This is a genomic window from Enterococcus innesii, from assembly GCF_022846515.1.
Lineage (GTDB): Bacteria > Bacillota > Bacilli > Lactobacillales > Enterococcaceae > Enterococcus_D > Enterococcus_D innesii.
In genome coordinates, this window is record NZ_AP025635.1 from 1,844,247 (window position 1) to 1,863,358 (window position 19,112).

Annotated in this window: 12 protein-coding genes and 1 pseudogene; 4 read left to right on the plus strand and 9 right to left on the minus strand. The window is 39.8% G+C overall.

Features of this window, described 5'->3' with window-relative positions; genetic code table 11:
- Positions 1–81 precede the first annotated feature (81 nt).
- The 5 genes from ENLAB_RS08630 to ENLAB_RS08650 all read right to left on the minus strand — a co-directional run bounded on the left by ENLAB_RS08630 (position 82) and on the right by ENLAB_RS08650 (position 6,038).
- The gene (locus ENLAB_RS08630; protein WP_244350721.1) at positions 82–1,689 is read right to left on the minus strand and encodes a hypothetical protein; all 1,608 of its coding nucleotides are present in this window, start codon (positions 1,687–1,689) and stop codon (positions 82–84) included.
- Between the two features lie 112 nt (positions 1,690–1,801).
- Entirely contained in the window at positions 1,802–3,016 is a 1,215-nt protein-coding gene (locus ENLAB_RS08635) for a DNA cytosine methyltransferase (RefSeq protein ID WP_244350723.1), read from the minus strand.
- A gap of 1,054 nt (positions 3,017–4,070) precedes the next feature.
- Positions 4,071–4,436 carry a hypothetical protein gene (locus ENLAB_RS08640; RefSeq protein WP_244350725.1) on the minus strand — a complete coding sequence of 122 codons (366 nt, stop codon included), beginning with the start codon at positions 4,434–4,436 and terminating at the stop codon, positions 4,071–4,073.
- Positions 4,437–4,489: 53 nt separating this feature from the next.
- Positions 4,490–5,389, minus strand: a complete 900-nt coding sequence (locus ENLAB_RS08645; protein WP_244350726.1) for a bacteriophage abortive infection AbiH family protein — start codon at positions 5,387–5,389, stop codon at positions 4,490–4,492.
- Between the two features lie 193 nt (positions 5,390–5,582).
- Complete coding sequence (locus ENLAB_RS08650) at positions 5,583–6,038, minus strand: hypothetical protein (protein ID WP_244350733.1); 456 nt, start codon at positions 6,036–6,038, stop codon at positions 5,583–5,585.
- A 496-nt stretch (positions 6,039–6,534) separates the two neighbouring features.
- Between ENLAB_RS08650 and ENLAB_RS08655 the strand changes: the two are divergent.
- Positions 6,535–7,131, plus strand: a pseudogene (locus ENLAB_RS08655) (site-specific integrase); the annotation flags it as partial.
- A gap of 56 nt (positions 7,132–7,187) precedes the next feature.
- Here ENLAB_RS08655 and rpsI read toward each other — a convergent pair.
- The gene (rpsI, locus tag ENLAB_RS08660; protein ID WP_003128901.1) at positions 7,188–7,580 is read right to left on the minus strand and encodes a 30S ribosomal protein S9; all 393 of its coding nucleotides are present in this window, start codon (positions 7,578–7,580) and stop codon (positions 7,188–7,190) included.
- 15 nt (positions 7,581–7,595) lie between these two features.
- On the minus strand, positions 7,596–8,042 hold the full coding sequence (gene rplM / locus ENLAB_RS08665; RefSeq protein WP_301280258.1) for a 50S ribosomal protein L13: 447 nt from the start codon (positions 8,040–8,042) through the stop codon (positions 7,596–7,598).
- A 406-nt stretch (positions 8,043–8,448) separates the two neighbouring features.
- Here rplM and ENLAB_RS08670 point away from each other — a divergent pair, with 406 nt between their 5' ends.
- Together ENLAB_RS08670 and argH are read left to right on the plus strand one after the other, a co-directional pair.
- Positions 8,449–9,663 (plus strand): argininosuccinate synthase, encoded by a 1,215-nt coding sequence (locus ENLAB_RS08670; RefSeq protein ID WP_244350745.1) that lies wholly within the window; start codon positions 8,449–8,451, stop codon positions 9,661–9,663.
- 54 nt (positions 9,664–9,717) lie between these two features.
- Complete coding sequence (argH, locus tag ENLAB_RS08675; RefSeq protein ID WP_244350746.1) at positions 9,718–11,097, plus strand: argininosuccinate lyase; 1,380 nt, start codon at positions 9,718–9,720, stop codon at positions 11,095–11,097.
- Positions 11,098–11,137: 40 nt separating this feature from the next.
- Here the strand turns inward: argH and ENLAB_RS08680 are convergent, their stop codons facing one another.
- Complete coding sequence (locus tag ENLAB_RS08680; RefSeq protein ID WP_005230382.1) at positions 11,138–11,626, minus strand: Dps family protein; 489 nt, start codon at positions 11,624–11,626, stop codon at positions 11,138–11,140.
- Positions 11,627–11,751: 125 nt separating this feature from the next.
- Here ENLAB_RS08680 and ENLAB_RS08685 point away from each other — a divergent pair, with 125 nt between their 5' ends.
- Positions 11,752–12,423, plus strand: a complete 672-nt coding sequence (locus tag ENLAB_RS08685) for a prepilin peptidase (protein ID WP_244350747.1) — start codon at positions 11,752–11,754, stop codon at positions 12,421–12,423.
- A gap of 81 nt (positions 12,424–12,504) precedes the next feature.
- Here the strand turns inward: ENLAB_RS08685 and ENLAB_RS08690 are convergent, their stop codons facing one another.
- The gene (locus ENLAB_RS08690) at positions 12,505–19,041 is read right to left on the minus strand and encodes a Spy0128 family protein (protein ID WP_244350748.1); all 6,537 of its coding nucleotides are present in this window, start codon (positions 19,039–19,041) and stop codon (positions 12,505–12,507) included.
- Positions 19,042–19,112: the final 71 nt, after the last annotated feature.

The following is a 19,112-nucleotide window of genomic DNA, read 5'->3' on the forward strand; positions in this document are numbered from 1 at the left end:
ATTTAATTGACAGCACCTGTATTTTTCATTATTTAATTTGGTATAACTAACATGTTTTCTGAGGTGTCACTTTATTTAAATTTATTTGTTAGCACTTTTATTTACCCATCCAATCGAATCTTCAGGGGGATCATTTACATCAATCCATATAAATTCCAAGCCTATGCTTTTATGATCAACATACTTTATGAGACGAATACCATTTATTCCCATCTCATTTAATCTATCACCAGTAAGAGGTTCGTACTCTTTTAGTTGAAAGACTCCCCTTAAAATCCATTCACCTAAAACGCCTTGTTTATTTACAGATTGGATACTTTTCCCGTTATCTTGATTAATATATGCGGTTAATTTATTTTTGCTTGGTAAAAATTCTAATTCAAATTTTCTGCACTCTTTAGGAAGTGCTAACTTACTAGAATTTTCTTTAAATGTTCCAATCTTATCACCAAAAAAATCGGGATATTTTGTATGAAAATTTTTGGCATCTGGGATAGGTATGTACATTTCAGAAACTGGACGATATACCATAGCAAATATATCCTTTTTCATTTCATCATTTTTGATTGAAGATACGTATTCCCTTAGTTCCAAACGTATCTGTTTCATTACTATCTTGTCTTCTTTGTTTGGGTACTTTTCTATTAATATTCTTTTTAATCGATTAACAATATAATCCATTTGCGCTTGAGAAACATCACCTTTAAACTTATTGACAAATTTTTCTATTCTTTTTTCACGATACCCGTCAGACTTTGACAATTTTGTTGCACCATCAAAACCATTGAATCCAGAACTTTCCTCTACAATTCCTTTTTCGTTTGCAATCATCCATGATACAGTCTTCTCTATCTCCCTATGTTCATGGACTGTAGCTATCCCCGTTCTCATATTTTCAAAAAAAGAAAAAGCATCATCCACATAACTAACTTCCCAAGTATCTACAATAATATCTTTGTTGTGAAAATTCATAAATAATTGAGAGTCTGCATTCGCATACTTATATATATGTTTCCCATCCGTAAATTTAAAGTTTGCTGAATTTTTTAAAGCTGTGGAGCCGAGTATTTCTATATTATCTATATCGATTGGAGTATAATCAGTTTCACCTACAAATATTTTTGGTTGTTCATTTTTTTTTGAAGGCATTAAAACATGATATACAGCTTTTACATTTGTTTCATCAGATACTTCAAATCCTCTAATCAATTCTTTTGATGAGGCGATACGCTCATTTCGTAATTTAGCTACTTTTAAAGCCACTTCCATATACAAAGGTTTATTTTTTTCATCGGCTATACTCTTATTACCAAGTTCCATTGCATTTTCTCTAGCTTGTCCTAAAATAGTACTCCAGCCTTCTGCTACACTACTTGCTTTGAACTGTGCAACTTTTTGATCACCTGAATGAATACCGAAAGATTTAATTCCTATCAGGTATTTATTATTCTCATCTATTATTAATGAAGCATCATAGCTAGTATTAGCTATGTCTTCACCTACGGCACCAAAGGAACGTTGAAAGGCTGTTTCTTGAAATTTAGAATTAACTATTGGGGCTACTATTTCTATAGATTCAGTATTATCTTCAGTTTCAGATTTTTGAGAAAAGGCCTTACTTAAACTAGCAAAATTAGTTATTAATAATTTATACTTCTCTTTCTTTTGTTTACTTAACTTCTCCCACATATTATCACCAACTCATCACTCCGCTTTTTATTTAATTATATCAAAAAAGACCGAGCGATTATATATCACTCAGTCTTAATTCAATTCTATTATAATCATACATTAGTACTTATTATTCGTAACTATAGAAATCCATAATTTTATTTTTTTGTACATTACGCAAGTAATCTTCATAACCCATAAATGTAATACCATTATCAATAGAAAATTGAGCTAAGTCTTTATCACTATTAACAACATCTACTAATTCAGATTTTCCACTAAAACGTCCATCCATAGATGTATGCATAATATAATACTTCCCTTTAGGAAAGTTTTTTTCGAATTTAGACTTACTTTTTTTCAAAGCACTATGAATATTCTCAGCAATACGTTCAATTACTGGAACCACTACACTGTTTCCAGCTTGCTTATATAACTGTCCATCTGATATTTTGGGTAATTTAAATTCTCGAGGAAATCCTTGAACGTTAAAAGTTTCCTTCGGTGTAAGTTTTCTAATTCTACCATCATTAGTTAAAATTAGCGGAACATTGTGCCCCCCTGTTCCCATATTTGCTGTTAGAGTCGGAACAACACCTGCTTTATTCTCCCGAACATATTGTCTTCTCCACTGATATACTGTATTTTGTGAAATAATATTAGGATAAAGTTTGTCCCAGAATACCGTCTTATTTTCATTATAATAAAATTTATCATCCATATTTGTTTCAAAATCTATAACACTATCTAATGTGCATGTTAACTCAGTTTTTTCTGGGAACTGGAATGCTTCGTATGCATCTCTGGAACGAAATCCGACAATATATATACGTTCGCGATTTTGAGGAACGTTACCATAATCTTTTGCATTTAAAACTTTCCATTTTATAAAATAGTTACTCATAACTAACGCTTCACGTATTATCTTAAAAGTATTTCCATGATCATGTGTGACCATGTTTTTTACATTTTCAACAAATATAACTTCAGGTTTCTTCTCATTCACGACTTTGAGTAACTCAAAAAACAAATCCCCTCTATCATCTTCAAACCCTTTACGATATCCAGCAATTGAAAATGCTTGGCAAGGAAATCCCCCCATTACTATATCTGTTCTAGGTACATCAGATAGATTTTTAGTCACATCGTGTATATCACGAGAATCCAATGGTGTTTCTGGATGATTTTCACGATAAGTGATCCCAGCATTTTTATCAAACTCATTTGCGTACACCACTCTGAACTTGCCGGTATTTTTAAATCCCAGCTCAATCCCTCCGACACCTGAGAAAAATGCTGCAATAGTACGCTTTGACTCAGCAGAAGAACTTACAGAATTCGTCATGTAGCTCACTCTTTTCTTTTTTTATTTTACAACTTATTCATTTTAGCACACTTGTTCGCTTTTTACAGCTTAATTAGTACTTTTAATATAACCATTTATATGCAGTGCAGAAACATACACTTCATATAAGCTTTTCCTTAATATTAACTACGCATATTCATCATTATTTTCTTTTTAAAAATACATAAGAAAACTTTTGAATTAATAAGTATACTCTTGATAATTGGGTGAACGATCCAAATAGCATATCTTGATAATAAAAATCAGCAATATAATTTGTGCCCTAGGATAAATCCTCATAAGAACTCCAAGAAGAATAAGTTCTTATTTCATTTTTTATCTCTGTAGTTCAATCCAATTAAGATGATCTTTTTCGTTTTTATCTATAATTGGATAAAAACACCTTATGTCACGTTTGTCTATTTCTTTTTGTCCGAAGTTATTTGCGTTGTATTGATTTTTTGTTTCCAAGAGTTTATTCTCTCTATTTCTCAAATCTATCAAAATATCCTGAATTAACCATTCGAAAATATTCGCTTTACTTTTGTTCGCTAAGGTATGGGCTTCTGTTAATAATTCTAAAGAATCATCATATTTATTTTAGTAATATTTTTAATTTACAATCCACCTTTTTTCAACAATCTCGTAATAAGTAGTAGGAAAAATATGTTGCAAAGAACTTAACAATAAATTCATATTGAAGTTTTCAATCGATATTCCCTGGAATATATTTCTAAGAATTTAATAAAAAAAATAGTATAAATCCTTATTGGCAACAGACACATCATACATTTCATTATTCAAAAGGAGACCTGAAAAATAATTTCAGCTCTCCTGATTTTGTAACACTTTTTTGTCAAAAAAGAAATATCCGTATTGTCAGGTACTACAGTACGCTTAGTATCTGAATCAACTTCGTCTAGCAATGGATTTTTTTGATGATAATGGAGTTGACTCATTTCTACCGGATAGTTTAAAAGTATCTAAAACATATTCTATTAAATCTGATGGATATCTTTCAATAAAATCTTCAAATGAATTTACCGTAACATGTTTAGGTAATTGGACACGTTCTAAATCTAATTGAACTTTTTTTCTTTTTGTTCTTATTACAAAAATAGTATAAGGCAGGATTTTGTGTATCAACAGTATTCAATTCAGACTTAACGCCATCAGGTAATCCGTCCTTATTGTCTATCAAAAAAATATAGATATTGCTACTTTCAAGTCCTTGAGTGTAATGATCTTTTGCCGATCTTGTTGATGCCCCCTCATCCTCAAAAGAATATATTTCAAATAATTTTGTTGATTCAAGAATTTCTTTTACTGCTTTCCTAGCAAGAATATATTTCTGATCAGCAGCAGTTTCACCCATTTTAGAACTATTGAATACTTTTATTTTTCCGCTCGGTTCTCTCATAAATTCACCTCTCAAACTTAATCCAAATCTATGTCTTTTCTAGAATTTACATTTTAGATTTCCAAAAAATTATTGTCTAACTCAAAATTGTCCAATCGGAATTCATTTAAGTAATTTTCTTTTCTTTCGTAATCTACCTTACCATAATAAGAAACTTTAATACTTATATTTTCAAAATGCTCTCTAAGAAATTCAAAATATGGAGAATCAACCCTTCCTAGCGAATGACCTATCACAAATATTTCACTTATGTCATTATCATATTGAGATATGAAAGAACGTAAATATATCTTGAATAACGATATATCTTTTTGTGATGAGTTATAAAAATCAGAAAATCCATAGAACATATTCTTCCTAAACTCTTCTTCAAAAATATCATACGACCTATTATCACTTTTTGAAGTATACTGAATTTGATCTCTTCCATGTCCCATTATTGGTTCATTGTCAGTGTCCCCGTGAATATGAAGTATTCTATCATCCTCAATCTCATATATTTCCTCTAATACTTTTGTGTAGTTAAACGTAACAAATATTGATTCCGGATCAAATATATTTTGATACTTTTCGATTCTTTCTATTCCTAATATTTCAACTGACTTAGCCCATTTTTTTACATAATCATCTAGATTGTTTAAGGCGCTGTAATAATCTTCCTGCAAAAAATGAGTAATATGACTATCATCTAATGTTTCATAATCGAATTCTGCATTAAATTCGATTCTCCTATGATTCGCTTCATCAATTACAGAGTCGGCTGATAGATAGCCTAAGTGTTCCTCAAAATTGCTCCAGAGCTCTGGAGTATTGTAGTATGAAAACTTTTCAATTGCCTCTACAAAATTTATACCACCTTGAAAATCTAAGAGATATTGGAAAAAATCTTTGTATCTGGTTGGTAAATTATGACTAATATCAAAACCATTACCAATAATAAATAACTTAACCATACTGAAAAGACTCCTCTCCCTTCGGGAAAAATGCTATACATGCCCCTTTCTAACAGGTGACTAGCTATAAACAATAAAGGTTAAAAATTTCCGATTATGCATTGAAATATCAACGTTTTCGATGTCTCATTGGCAATAACAGTGTCATAAACTTGAGATTAATGCTCCCTATCGAAAAACGCTATCATCTTGTCTAATTCAACTTTAAACGGGTCATAGATATCGATTTCATCATTTTTTGATTGATACTATAAAATTTCTTTTGGTTATCATATTCATATCGAATAATGATAGCTGTATTATCTTGTTTAACTCCATAGTAAAAAATCATCGTTTCTATCAATTTTACGTCCAATAAAGGAAATTGACGGGTATAATAATCAATTTCTATTTGAGATCTCAAAGTCGGTAAAGTACGAAGCTTTTCCTTTTGATGTTCTAAGAAAGTAAAAGGTAAGTAGTGAACTCTATTCCTTCCCCTCTCAATATATACATAAAAAATCGGTGTTCCAATTTCTTCATTTTTCTTCTCTGATGCAGTATACAGATTGTCATAATCGATAACTGGGCTGTAACTCAAATAACTGCTCTCCTCCTCAATGAATGAACCTGAATCAAAAATTCCTTGGATAAATTCAATGATTGTCATTTCATCATAAAAATTGATTTTCTTCTGATTCAAAAAAAGAATAATCTGTTGAATAAACAGTGGATTTAACTGTACCCGAAAATGTTCCACCACAATCTTTGTAATGAATTCTTCTATGGAACCATATAGCAACTCATTAGTTGTCGTCTTTCCCAGAAGAGCAATTTTTTTCAGTTTATCTTCTTTAGGTAGATTGATGCCACGTTCCCAATTATGTATAGTCGTTTTTGGAGAGTTCCTAATTAGTTCTCCAAATTTATTATTATTTAAATCATAACAGACTATCTTAGCAACAACAATAGATGGATACTTTATAGTCGATAAAAATATACCGAGAGCGTATGATTGAAATGCGCTTCAATAAGTACTTTTCTTTATCTTTGAAAACCATATACTGAATGGATGGACTTGTGAATGGATTAGTATCGTAATAAACAAGAGTTGCTGTGAAAGAAACTCGTTTAGAGAAAGAATGGTCTCAACAGAAACTCGCTGAACGGACTTTTCTAGTTTAGTTAAAACACGGGGGAAAGTTCTAGAAAAGCGCAACCGAACCTTGTCTATTACAGAACTGAAAAAGCTACGGACTTATGTCATTCATCATACAGATAATGAATTTAACGTACTTGTGCTGCTAGCTTTAGAAACGGGGATGCGTCGTGGAGAGCTTTTTGGTATTCGACCTGAGAATGTTTTCAAATATGGTATTGAGGTGCGACGATCTATAAGCCCGACTTCTGAGGATACTTCATTAAAGACAAAAAATTCTAAAAGAGATGTTTCTATCAACAAAGAAGTATATGACATTCTACAAACCATTCCAGTCAAAGAGAATGGCTATTACTTCGATCCTAACGGCTTTAATCAATCCGTTAGACTAGCGCAACTGCTAAAGAAGCTAAGATATCCCAAAAACACCTTTCCATGGTCTTAGGGATACTCATGCTTCATTTCTATTGATATCGCCTATGTCTCAAAACGCTTAGGTCACATCAATATCCAAACAACCCAAAATTATTATCTTGAATTAATGCCAGAAAAAAAGCACCAGCAAGATGCCGATGCTTTAGAACTGTTAAACGATTTATTATAATTAACATCAACTGACACCAAAAAGCGCCAGATAGCGTTGATACAATAAGGAATTGATTAACGTTTTGAAAACTGTGAAGCTTTACGAGCTTTCTTAAGACCTGGTTTTTTACGTTCAACCATACGTGCGTCACGTGTAAGTAAGCCAGCACGTTTAAGAGCTAAACGGAAATCAGGATCAACTTGTAACAATGCGCGTGCGATACCGTGACGGATTGCACCTGATTGTCCAGCGTATCCACCACCATTTACGTTTACAAAAACATCGTATGAACCTTTAGTTTCTGTAACGCCGAATGGTTGGTTGATTACTTCACGCAAGTCTGCGTGTGGGATGTATTCTTCAACATCTTTTTTGTTAACAGTAATTTTACCAGTACCTGGTACTAAACGTACGCGGGCTACTGCATTTTTACGACGGCCAGTGCCGATATATTGAGCTTGTGCCAATGAAATTCCCTCCTATTAGATTAAGTTTGTGATGTCCAATACTTCTGGTTGTTGTGCAGCATGTGGGTGTTCAGCGCCAGCATAAACATGAAGTTTCATTCCTTGTTTACGGCCTAAAGTGTTTTTAGGAAGCATGCCTTTTACAGAAGTTTCGATCAAACGACGAGAATTTTTAGCACGTAATTCTCCAGCAGAGACTGATTTCAATCCTCCTGGGAAGTTTGAGTGACGGTAATAAATTTTATCGCTTGCTTTGTTACCTGTTAATTTGATTTTTTCTGCATTAATGACGATTACGAAATCGCCTGTATCCACATGAGGTGTGAATGTTGGTTTATTTTTACCACGTAAGACAGATGCTACTACTGCTGAAAGACGACCCATAGGAACATCTGTTGCATCTACTACGTACCATTTACGTTCTACTTCGCCTGGTTTGGCCATATATGTTGTACGCACAATTTTTTCCTCCAATTCAATTTCACGAATGTTTGACATACACTTGAGTTTCCGGGGCTCTTGTGGGGCAAACAATACCATATAACATAATACCTTCTATAAAGCCTAATGTCAACGTAATTCCGCCTCTTTTTGAAAATTTTCTCCATTCGTTTTCTGCCATTTTCTCTGAAAAATGAAACTTGTTGCTGCAGGCTTCTAAAACTGAATAGATTTATGAATATCGTGTATAAACTTTCATTAACAAAGTGAGCATCCACTTCTTTTCCTTAATCACCGATAATAGTATAAAAACCTGATAATCATCACTTTTATGTATAAATATTTAATTTTTCCCTTGATTTATTATTTTTATTCTGATAAGATAGCTTCAATCACTTGAAAACACGCGGAAAAGGAGTTAATAAGTATGAAAGAAAAAGTAATATTGGCCTATTCTGGAGGATTAGATACCTCCGTTTCAATTAAATGGTTAACGGACCAAGGATATGATGTGGTAGCTTGCTGCCTAGATATCGGTGAAGGTCGCGACACCCAATCCATTAAAGACAAAGCTTTGGCAGTTGGCGCGATTGAATCTTATGCCATCGATGCCCGCGAAGAATTCGCCCAAGATTTTGCTTTGATCGCTTTACAAGGCAATACTTTTTATGAAAATTCTTATCCTCTTGTTTCCGCTTTGTCTCGCCCATTGATCGCCAAGAAATTGGTGGAGTTGGCATTAGCGACTGGCGCAACGACCGTCGCCCACGGCTGTACCGGCAAAGGCAACGACCAAGTTCGGTTTGAAGTGGCGATTGCCGCTTTAGCGCCTCACTTGAAAGTGATCGCACCGGTTCGGGAATGGAAATGGTCCCGGGAAGAAGAGATTGCCTATGCCGCTGAAAAAGGAATGCCGATTCCCGCTGACTTGGACAATCCATATTCCATCGACCAAAACTTGTGGGGACGTGCCTGTGAGTGCGGCGTCTTAGAAGATCCTTGGGCAACGCCGCCAAAAGGGGCCTACGCCATCACGCAAGAATTAGAAGATACTCCTGACGTACCAACGATCGTTGAGATCACCTTTGATCAAGGGGTACCGACGGCCATTGATGGTGAAACGATGAATCTAGCAGAATTGATCATGAAACTGAACCGGGTGGCTGGCGAGCATGGCGTTGGTCGGATCGACCATATCGAAAATCGTCTGGTGGGAATCAAATCACGGGAAGTTTATGAATGTCCAGGAGCGATCGCTTTGATGACGGCTCATAAAGAATTGGAAGATTTGGTCTTTGTACGGGAATTGGCACATTTCAAACCAATCATCGAGCAGCAATTAGCGCAAGTCATCTATGATGGTCTTTGGTTCAATCCATTGACGGAAGCCTTGATTACCTTCTTGAAAAGCACGCAAGTCTACGTCAACGGGATCGTGCGTTTGAAATTGTTCAAAGGCAACGTCATTTGTGAAGGACGGAAATCTGAAAACAGCTTGTACGATGAAAACTTAGCAACGTATACTTCTGCAGATACCTTTGATCAGCATGCGGCCATCGGCTTTATCAAATTATGGGGACTGCCAAGCAAAGTGCACGCTGAGATCCAAGCACAACAGCAACTAACAGAAACATTGATTTAAGTATGCACGGCTGAAGCTGCCGCTTCAGCCGTAATCTTTTTTTGAGGTGAGAATATGGCAAAATTATGGGGCGGACGTTTCGATGGGAAAAATGAAGCATGGATCGATGCTTTTGGGGCTTCCATCACGTTTGATCAAAAGTTAGCAAAACAAGACATTCTTGGCAGTTTGGCCCATGTCAAAATGCTGGTCCATACGGGCATCATCAGTCAAACCGATGGCGAAGCGATCATTGGCGGCTTGACCACGATTCAGCAGCAATTGGCCGCTGGCGAATTGACCTTCACGATTGAAAATGAGGACATCCATTTAAACATCGAGACATTCTTGCATGAATTGATTGGACCAGTGGCAGGCAAATTGCATACTGCCCGTAGTCGTAATGACCAAGTGGCGACCGATATGCATTTGTATTTGAAAGAAGTCGTGCAAGACGTGATCGCCTTGACCGCTGAGTTGCGAGAAGCGCTGGTTTTGCAAGCCGAAGCCAACATCTATACCATCATGCCCGGTTATACCCATCTGCAGCATGCACAGCCGATTTCTTTTGCCCATCACCTCTTAGCCTATTACAGTATGCTGACGCGTGACCAAGAGCGTTTCAGTGAGAGTTTGAGCCGCATCGATGTGATGCCTTTAGGCAGTGCCGCTTTGGCAGGAACCACCTTCCCCATCGATCGGGCCTTCACCGCTCAAGAGTTAGGGTTCAGCAATATTTACAACAACAGCCTAGATGCGGTCAGTGATCGTGATTTTATCTTGGAATTTTTAAGCAACGCCTCTTTATTGATGATGCATCTGTCTCGTTTTTGTGAAGAGCTGATTCTTTGGTGCAGCCACGAGTACCAATTTGTGGAACTGACCGATACCTTCTCCACCGGCAGTTCCATCATGCCTCAAAAGAAAAACCCTGACATGGCGGAGCTGATCCGTGGAAAAACAGGACGTGTCTATGGGAACCTCTTTGGTCTTTTGACGGTCATGAAGGGCTTGCCGCTGGCGTACAACAAAGATTTCCAAGAAGACAAAGAAGGCATGTTTGACAGTGCCGAAACCCTCACGAAAAGCTTGCAGATCATGACGGGCATGATCGCAACGATGAAGGTCAATCAAGCACGAATGCAAGAATCCACTGAAAAGGATTTTTCCAACGCAACAGAATTAGCGGATTACTTAGCTGGCAAAGGCGTGCCTTTCAGACAAGCCCATGAGATTGTCGGCAAGCTCGTCAGCGAGTGCTTGACCAAAGGCATCTATCTGCAAGATGTTTCCTTGGAAGACTACCAAGCGATCCATCCTGCCATCGACAGCGATATTTTTGAAAAACTTGATTCCTATACCGCCGTCAAAAATCGGCATTCTTATGGCGGCACCGGTTTTGATCAAGTGGCACAGCAAATTGAAGCCGCCAAAGCATTATTGGTAGGCAAGTAAAAAAACCAGCGAAGAAAATTCTTCGCTGGTTTTTTGTTGATTAATGACGTACGCGAGATTTCGCTGGATCGATCAATGGCGCTTCGCCTAAGTGCGCTTGGATCATCCAAATACGTTTTTCGATGGCTGTTTTGAAGCCGATGAAGATATCTTGGGTTGGATCGTCGCCTTCTTCACCAGATACTTCGATCCCTTTTTGGTATAAGTCCGCTAAGTAACGGTAACCTTCCACCAATGTAGCTAAGCGTTCTGGAATCGTGCGGTCCCAGTTGCCCACTTCATCAGGGATTTGAGTGTGTTCTGCCATTTCACGCAAAGTTGAATATGGTGAACCGTCTAATGTAATCAAGCGTTCAGAAACTTCATCCAATTGCTCATTTAGATCATCCATGAATTCGTCCATCATTGGATGCAAGGTCAAAAAGCCAGGTCCACGCATGTACCAGTGTGTTTGGTGAACGACCATAGCCATTTGGCTTAAATCAGCAACAAGTTGGTTTAATACTTCTTTTGTTTGTTCAAATTTCATAACGATTCCTCCTCTAAATTATCTATTTTAAGGATAATACGAAACAAATAAAAAGTACAACAAAATCATCTATTTGAGAAAATTTCTCACTCTCTTACGTATTTCTTTATAAGGGGGTACGAAAAATGACGATTTTCGTGTTTTTTTTAGGCGCTTTACTCGGCTTCTTTTGGCTTTTGCTCTTACAAACCCTGTTTTGGAATCTGCCAAAAAGTGATTCTCGTTCTCACTACCAGAAAGTAAACAAAGTTTCGGATAACCATTGGTTTCTTCTCCTTCCTACAAGATGGCTTTCACCCCCGTTTTATTGGGTTTTCGCCTGCTTGTGCTATGGCGAACTTTGCGGGGTTGCCTTTCATGATTCAGAAAGCTCCCTGACTTTTGTCTGGCTGACCAGTGCCTTTTTACTCAGCTTGACCGACTTGATAGACTATAGCGTCTACCCGCAACTGCTGTATCCCGCCCACCTGCTTCTCGCGCTGGCACAGCTTAGAAGCGGCGCTTCTTTTCAATGGCTGTCTTTAGGTTTGCTGGTTCCACTGGTCTTTTTTGTATGGCAGGAAAAAATGGGCGGCGGCGATCTCTTAGTGCTGGCAGGTTGGAGCATTTGGCTAACGCCGACGACCCTTTTGGCCCTCTTACTGGTAGCCAGTAGTCTTGGACTCCTCGCTTTTTTTAGCTATCAAGGCATCTGGAAGAAACGATTGGCGCAGTTGCCCTTCGTCCCCTTCTTGAGTCTTGGTTTGCTGATTGTTCGCTTCCTAGCGTTTCATACTTTTGACGCTTTTTTTCTTTGAAGTGAAGAAAAATAGGGCAGGAAAAAGCGGGACAAGTTGGCCTCATCCCGCTTTCTCTTTCTGCACTGTTGCTTCCCCTGCCTATGATAACGGCGTCCGTTTTTTGCGCTCAAGGTAGATGCCTACTGCGATCACTACTAACAACAGTCCCAAGACGACCCAACCAGCGGTCGTGGTGTCATTGGTTTTCGGTAAGTTGTCAGTTCCCGGCTTCGTTGTTTTGCCTTCTTTGACACGGTTGTTGAATACCATGTCTGCCGTTTGTTCCGCTTCAGCCACTAATTTTCCTGCTTGCTCTTTGACGGTGACCGTTACTTGATAGGTGGTTTCATCATAGATGATCGTTGCATCGTTGCCAGCTTTTTCACGAATCGTGTAACGATGTTCCCCAGCATCGTCATACGTCAATGCATCAAAAGTAATCGTTCCATTTGCGTCATTGCGTTGGGTTTGCAGAACCTTTCCAGCTTCATCCACTAATTCAAATGCGAATTCGTTGGCTTGCAGGTCTCTACCCGTCAAGACTTTCTTAGCACTTAGTACGACACTGCCAGTTTTTGGTTGGTAGCTGTTTTCAAAGACTTGATCGCCTTCGTATTCCGCCACTGCGGTCAACTGTCCGGCTTCATCCGTCACAGTAACGACTACCGCTAGTTCTCTCGTATCGTAAGTGATGGTACCGTCAGTTCCTGTTTTCTCACGAATGATGTAGTGGTATTCGCCTGCTTCATCATATGCGAGAGCGTCAAAGTAAATCTTGCCCGTGGCGTCATTGGCTTTTGTTTGAAGTACAGTTCCGTCTTCATCGACTAGTTCAAAATCGAATTCATTTGCTTGTAGTGTACGACCAGTTAAGACTTTCTCGGCACTTAGTACGACACTGCCAGCTTTTGGTTGGTAGCTGTTTTCAAAGACTTGGTTGCCTTCGTATTCTGCCACTGCGGTCAACTGTCCGGCTTCATCAGTGACGGTCACAACTACCGCTAGCTCTTTCGTATCGTACGTGATGGTGCCATCAGTTCCTGTTTTCTCACGAATGGTGTAGTGGTACTCACCTGTTTCATCATAGGCGAGAGCGTCAAAGTAGATCTTGCCCGTGGCGTCGTTGGCTTTTGTTTGAAGTACGTTGCCTTCTTCATCGACTAGTTCAAAGTCGAATTCATTTGCTTGTAGTGTACGACCAGTTAAGGTTTTCTCGGCACTTAGAACGACACTGCCAGCTTGTGGTTGGTAGCTGTTTTCAAAGACTTGACTGCCTTCGTATTCCGCCACTGCGGTCAACTGTCCGGCTTCATCAGTGACAGTAACGACTACTGCCAGTTCTTTCGTATCGTAGGTGATGGTGCCATCGTTTCCTGCTTTCTCACGAATGGTGTAGTGATACTCACCTGTTTCCTCGTAAGGGAGCGCGTCAAAGTAGATCTTGCCAGTGGCGTCATTGGCTTTTGTTTGAAGAACAGTTCCGTCTTCATCGACTAGTTCAAAATCGAATTCATTTGCTTGTAAGGTACGACCGGTTAAGACTTTCTCGGCACTTAGTACGATACTACCAGCCTTTGGTTGATAGCTGTTTTCAAAGACTTGGTTGCCTTCGTATTCCGCCACTACGGTCAACTGTCCGGCTTCATCAGTGACGGTAACGACTACTGCCAGTTCTCTCGTATCGTAAGTGATGGTGCCATCGTTTCCTGCTTGCTCACGGATGGTATAGCGGTATTCGCCAGCTTTCTCATAGGCGAGAGCGTCAAAGTAGATTTGTCCGGTTGCATCATTGGCTTTTGTTTGAAGTACAGTTCCATCTTCATCCACCAGTTCAAAGGCAAATTCGTCAGCTTGTAAGGTGCGGCCGGTCAAGACTTTCTGGGCACTTAGTACGACACTGCCGGCTTTTGGCGTATAGTCGTTTTCAAAGATCGCATTGCCATCATACGTTGCTTTTGCCACTAGTTGCCCGTCTTCATCGGTGACTTTTACGACAACGCCAATTTCTTTCGTGTCATAGGTAATGGTACTATCTGCGCCAGCTTTTTCCCGAATCGTATAACGGTATTCGCCGACTTCGCCATATGTCAATTCATCGAAATAGATTTGACCATTTACGTCATTGGTTTTCGTCTGCAACACGTTGCCTGCTTCACCGACTAGCTCAAAGGCAAACTCGTTGGCTTCCAGCGTGCGGCCCGTCAATACTTTCTCAGCATTCAGTACCACTCCGCCGGCTTTTGGCGTATAGTCGTTTTCAAAGACTTGGTTACCTTCATATTCGGCAACTGCGGTCAACTGTCCCGCTTCATCCGTCACAGTAACGACTACCGCAAGTTCTTTCGTATCGTAAGTGATGGTGCCATCGTTTCCTGCTTGCTCACGGATGGTGTAGTGGTACTCGCCTGCCTTGTCATATGCAAGAGCATCGAAGGTAATTTGTCCGGTTGCATCATTGGCTTTTGTTTGAAGAATGTTACCTTCTTCATCTACCAGTTCAAATATAAATTCGTCAGCTTGCAACGTGCGGCCTGTCAACACTTTCTCGGCACTCAGTACGACACTGCCGACTTTTGGCGTATAGTCGTTTTCAAAGACTTGGTTGCCTTCGTATTCGGCAACTGCCACAAGCTGTCCGTCTTCATCGGTGACGGTCACAACTACCGCCAGTTCTTTTGCATCGTAAGTGATGGTGCCGTCAGTTCCTGCTTTCTCACGGATGGTATAGCGGTAATCACCTGCTTTATCGTAAGGAAGAGCGTCAAAGTAGATCTTGCCAGTTGCATCATTGGCTTTTGTTTGAAGTACAGTTCCTGCTTCATTGACTAACTCGAAGTCAAATTCTTCTGCTTTCAAATCACGACCAATCAGTACTTTCTCAGCACTCAAAACGACACTACCGGCTTTTGGCGTATAGTCATTTTCAAAGACTTGATTGCCTTCATAGACTGCTTTCGCAATCAACTGGCTGTCTTCTTCCGTGACGGTCACAGTTACCTTTAGTTCCTTGTCAGTATAGGTGATGGTTGGATCGTTGCCGGCTTTTTCCCGAATCGTATAGTGGTACTCGCCAGGCTCGTTGTAAGTGATGGCGTCAAAGGTAACTTGACCGTTACCGTCATTGGTTTGCGTTAAAATCACAGAGCCAGCTTCATCCACCAGGTGGAAAGTAAATTCGCCGTCTTTCAACTCGCGTCCATCAAGCATTTTCTGAACATTCAAGGCAAGGGTTGTTTCTTTGATTTCTCGCTTATTGGCTAGTTCAAAAACATAATTGACTTGCTCATCAGAAATAGTGAAGGTGTACTGAGTCGCATCTCGTTCATATCCTTCTGGTGCGGTGATTTCTTGGATCATGTAATCGCCGTAGCGCAGATTGTCGATCCGTTCAATGGCGTTGCCGTTTTCCATGATCTGATTGTTTTTCACCACCAGATTCGACAAGATGACTTCATAGGTGTTTTGCGCATTTTTGCGGCTTAGTTGGAAAACTGCTTCTTCATCGATCCCTCGTTCTTTCGTGCCATCGGCATCGTATTTCACGATCGTCAAGGAGCCGTTCGTCCCAGAAGAGGTTCCGCTACCGTCTGTCGATTTGATGGTAACTTCTTTGGTCACTGTGTGAATTTCGATCTCACTACCCGTCAAATTGACACTATTGGCCACCCGTTCATTGTTCAAAATCCCGGGATCAAGTTGTGTTTGATAAACGATAAAGTACGGTTTATCAATCAATTCTTCAAAAGCGATCACTAACGATTGCGTCCCTGCGACCACATCCGAGGTGATTTTCGGATTGTCTTCGTTGGTGAAGGTGACTTTTTCCCCTTTTTCCCAAGTGCCATTGTTTAAGACCGCTTCATACACATCTACGATCACGTTATCGTCGGCATCGCGTAAAAAGGTGTGCTGATTGTAGTTGATGGTATCGGTCACTACCGCATTGTGGATTTTGCGACTGTCAGCGTTGATCATGATTTCCCAATCGAGCAATCGATTGTTCTCGGCATTCTGGCTGCCGTTTTTCATCAACCAGTCCGTTTTCGCAGACTTGTCGACTTGCCCATCAGCCGTCAACGTTGTGTCATTGTCCGTCAATGTAATAGTATTTTTGTAGGTAAATACTTCTTCAGATGCTTCCGTTGCCAAGAAGACCGCCAGTGTTTCTGACGTTTCTTTCAGCAAGGTGATCGTAACTTTCTTCGTGTCAGGGTCATAAGTGTAACTGTAATCCTCGTTTAGCACCAATTGCTCTTTCAGTGCTCTGACTTGTGTCGTATATCCAGTTACCGTGACCGTGTAAAGCGCCAAGTCTTTCAAGGTTTGGCCTTCTTGCAGCTGGTCCGTGATGGTTGCATCTTTGTTGATTTTTTCTTTGTACGTATTGAATAGCCCCATCCAATAGACTTGATCGCTTGAAGCAGTCTGCTCATCAAAAATAGTTCCTAGATTCCGACCAAATACAGCGGTAATCGCTTTGGCGACATCTTCCCCTTCACCAATGAATAGGCCATATTTCAAGGCATTTTTTAACCAGTTGGTATCCATCCAAGTATTGGATTCCGAAGCTTCCGTGAACGTATTGCCGGCTTCATCTTTATAATGGACAAACGCTGCATTACTAAACCGGCTGCTAGAACTTCCTAATGCGATCTGCTGTGAAACATCGAAGCTGGTTTTGAAATTAGCAGTGATCGTTGCCGAGGTCGTTTGGTACGCTCCTTGCAACTTGATGCGAAAACCAGTCTCAAGTTCCTTCGTTGAGCCATCGGCTAGCGTTTTCGTTTCTGTGATCAGCTCTAGCGTATAGTCGGTATTGAGCGCTAAAGGCTCGGTCACCCCGCTGGCTGTCACGACTAGCGTATCCGCCAATAAAGCTAAAGCACTGCTGTTTGCACCAGAGATCAATTGATAGCGGTCTTCTATGATCAGGTCGCTAACTTTTTGCTGATTGGTATTGGCTTCAATTTTCCATGCGACAGTCTTCGTTTCATAGTCTTTGGTGCCAGCGGTTTTCACGACACCGATCGTTTTGGTTGGTGTCACTGTCCCGCTGCCCGTCAACGAGGTATTTTGATTGTCGCGGATCGAAGCGTAGTTGTATATACGGGTATCGGCTAAAACCGATTCATACAACTGGGTGTCGTATTGGATCTTGTAGTAGCCAGCTTTGGCAAACGTGATGCCAAAGCGTACGATTTCCCCCTCTTTATTCTGTTGTTCTGTCCCATCAAAGGACCAGTCCTCTGAAGGGATTGGATTACCGTCTTTGTCAGTGATCACCAAAGTTTCTGGAACAAAAAAGTGCAAGGCTTTTTCAGGATCTGTTCCCGAGTAGGTCTGATCCAAAACTCTGGCTTGATCTTTGTCCAATGTAACGGAAATTTCCCAAGATGCTCGTTTCGTTTCTGGATCGTAGCCTTTAAATCGTTTGTATTCTGATTGTTCATCGTAGGTAACCGTTGCTTCTGCGGTTTTCTCTGTAAAATCGCTACCGTTGATTGTTGCCGTGTTTTTGAAAGAAGAAGCCGTTGGATCGGTGACTGCACTATTGATCACGATACGGACCGGTTGATTAACTGTTTGATTGAAGGTAAACGTGTTGTTAACACTGTTATACGTATATAAGCCATCGGTACGAATCCATTCATCGGTGGATTCATCGTACAAGTAGCCTGTCGAGGTACTATAAGCTAATCCTTGTGGCATCTTATCGGTGATCACAACATCATGCAATTCACGACTGGCTTGGTTAAAAATAATTTCCCAAACCACTGAACCGCTGGAAGTTACGTTACCCGTCTTAATGATATCGACCTCATAAATAGGTAATGTAATGATGATCTCATGGCCATCTTCATCGTAAATCCCGGTAGGAATGGTCACTTCCTCAGTAACGGTGCTTACACTTAATTCAGTGATCAGATCAATAGTCCCTGAGCGGTTGGAAAGTGTTTGTGCTGCCTCATTAAAAGTAACGGTCAATGTACCATCGAGTGCTAAGGTAAAGCTTCCGATCGATTGTCCGCCGGAACGGGTCAATTCACCACTGACGGTGTTATGAATGGCAAAATAATTCGGCAATTGATACGTATAATAATCACCAGCACGAATTTCTTCCGTATCTGCTAACGACCAGTCAAAATGAATTTTGATATTGTCATTATACATCGGTGGATTTTCGGCAGTGAAGGGTTGATCGTTTAAGTCAGTGATTCGGACATTGTCAAAAAGTTGTACTCCCCGTTCGTTTAGGTTGGCACTAAGATTTTCAGCGGTAGCAGAAGCTTCCGTTTCCGTCTCTGTCTCTGTCTCAGTATCTGGTGCTCGGGGTTGAATGCTGTTTTGATTCAGTGTCGAAGATGCTTGGGTTGCTTGACTTTCACTAGGGACGGTTGCTTGTTCTTCTTCTGCTTGACTCGTTGCTGACTGAACTGCTCCCGCTGTCGATGAATCCGTAGGTGCTTTTTCCGTATCGATCGTTCCGGTCACAGGTTCAGTACTTTCTAACGTTTCGGTCGTTCTTTCGGTACTTTCGGTTGCATTGATTGCTTCTGCTAGAATGATCGTTGGTTCACAAAAAATGGAACCAAGCAAGACTAGCAAACATATATAGATAGAAAATTGTTTTTTCATAATTGTTCATTCCTTTTTATAAATTTTTTTCAATTGATCTCGGAAGTGCTCTGCGTATAACATTGTTCAAC